The sequence below is a fragment of the Streptomyces pseudogriseolus genome, from assembly GCA_002154585.1.
In the GTDB taxonomy this organism is placed as follows: Bacteria; Actinomycetota; Actinomycetes; order Streptomycetales; family Streptomycetaceae; genus Streptomyces; species Streptomyces pseudogriseolus.
In genome coordinates, this window is record MUNG01000508.1 from 1 (window position 1) to 2,196 (window position 2,196).

1 protein-coding gene is annotated in these 2,196 nt (G+C 78.6%); it reads left to right on the top strand.

Going from position 1 to position 2,196, the window contains the following annotated elements:
• Positions 1 to 2,196 (top strand): type I polyketide synthase (locus tag CCN29_RS31905; RefSeq protein WP_143661432.1); only part of this gene is annotated, 2,196 nt, incomplete at both ends.

A 2,196-nucleotide genomic window follows, 5' to 3' on the forward strand; every position in this document is an offset into this window, starting at 1 on the left:
GCCGCCTGGCGCGACGGCGACACCGTGTACGCGGAGATCGCCCCTGAGGCCGGCGAACACCTCCAGGGCACCGACCGGTTCCGCGTCCACCCCGCCCTCCTCGACGCCGCCCTGCACACCGTGGCCCTCACCGTCGCCGACGGCACGGACACCGTGGTCCCGTTCACCTTCCAGGACGTCGCCGCGCACACCGACGGACCCGCCGCGCTGCGGGTACGGCTCGTCCCGGCCGGCGAGCACACCCACCAGGTGACGCTCCTCGACGGCACCGGAGCCCCGGTCGCGGAGATCGGCGCGCTGACCCTGCGCGCCGTGGACACCGCGTCCCTGCCGGCCGCCACCGGCAACGCCGGCGCGCTGCACACCCTCCGCTGGATCCCGGCCCCCGTCGGAACCGCCACCGCCCCCGTGCACCTCGTGGGTCCGGCGGCCGAGTTCGACGCCCTGCCGGGTCTCGCGGGAGCCGTGCGGCACGCCGACCCGGCCGCGCTGGCGACGACCCTGGCCACCGGGTCCACGGAGACAGACGCCGCCGAACCCGCCGTCCCGCGTGCCGTGCTGGCCGTCGTGCCGGCGGCCGACGCGGACGCGGACCCCGCCACCGCCGCCCGGCAGACCGCAGGGCACGCGCTGCGGCTGGTGACCGAGTGGCTGGCCGAGGACGCCCTCGCCGCTTCCCGGCTGGTCCTGCTGACCCGCCACGCGGTCGCCACCGGACCCGGCGACGCGGCCCTCACCGACCCCGCGCAGGCCGCCGTGTGGGGCCTGGTGCGCGCGGCACGGGCCGAGAACCCCGGCCGCTTCGCGCTCGTCGACCACGACGGCACCGCCGCCTCCCTGGCGCTGCTGCCCGCCGTCCTGGCCGGCGAGGGCAGCGAGACCGCGCTGCGGGACGGGGCCGCCCTCGCGCCCCGGCTGACCCGCGCCACACCCGCCGCCGACGCGCCCGACGCGGTCGGCGACGGCACGGTGCTCGTCACCGGCGCGGGCGGCGTCCTCGGCCGGCAGGTCGCCCGCCACCTGGTCACCGCGCACGGCGCCCGCTCGCTGGTGCTGGCCGGACGGCGCGGCCCCGCCGCCGAGGGCATGGCCGAACTGTGCGAGGAACTGCGCGGCCACGGCGCCCACGTCACCGTCGCCGCCTGCGACGTCGCCGACCGGGACGCCCTGACCGCCCTGCTCGCGCACGTCCCCGAGGACCGGCCGCTGACCGCGGTCGTGCACACCGCCGGTGTCCTCGACGACGGCATCGTGCAGTCGCTCACCCCCGCACGCCTCGACACCGTGCTGCGCGCCAAGGCCGACGCGGCCTGCCTGCTGGCGGAACTCACCGCCGGCACCGGCGCCGCGCTCGTCCTGTTCTCCTCCCTCTCCGGCACCTTCGGCGGGGCCGGGCAGGCCAACTACTCGGCCGCCAACGCCTTCCTCGACGCGTTCGCCGTCCGGGAGACCGCCGCCGGGCGCCGTGTGCAGTCCCTCGCCTGGGGACTGTGGGCGGAACGCAGCGGCATGACCGGCGCCCTGGCCGAGACCGACCTGCGCCGCATCGCCCGCGGCGGCCTGCGCCCCCTGGCCACCGCCGACGCGCTCGCCCTGCTGGACACGGCGCTGCGCAGCACGGACGCCTGGTTCGCCCCGGCCGGTCTGGACACCGGCGCGCTGCGCGGCCCCGACGGCTCGGTGCCCGAGGTGCTCCGCGACCTCGTTCCCGCGTACGCCCGGCGCACGGCCCGTACGGCTCCCGCCGCACAGGCCGCCGCGCCCACCGCGGACGGCCTGCGCGAACGCCTCGCCGGACTCGACGCCGGCGCCCGCCACAGCGCCGTACTGGACGCCGTGCTCACCCAGGCGGCCCTGGTCATCGGCCACGACACGCCCGACTCCCTCGACCCCGAACGGGGCTTCCTGGACAGCGGGTTCGACTCCCTGACCGCCGTCGAACTGCGCAACCGGCTCAGCGCCCTCGCGGGCGTACGGCTGCCGGCGACGCTCCTGTTCGACCACCCCACCCCCGAACGGCTCGCCGCGCATCTGCTGGAGCGGATCGCCCCGGCCGGCCCGCCCGCCGGCTCCCCGGTCCTCGACCGGCTGGAGCAGCTGGAGGCCGAGTTCGCCGACGCGCCGGCGGACCCCGCCCTGCGCGACGGGCTGCGCAGGCGGCTGCGCGGCCTCCTGGACCGGCTCGACGGCGTCCCC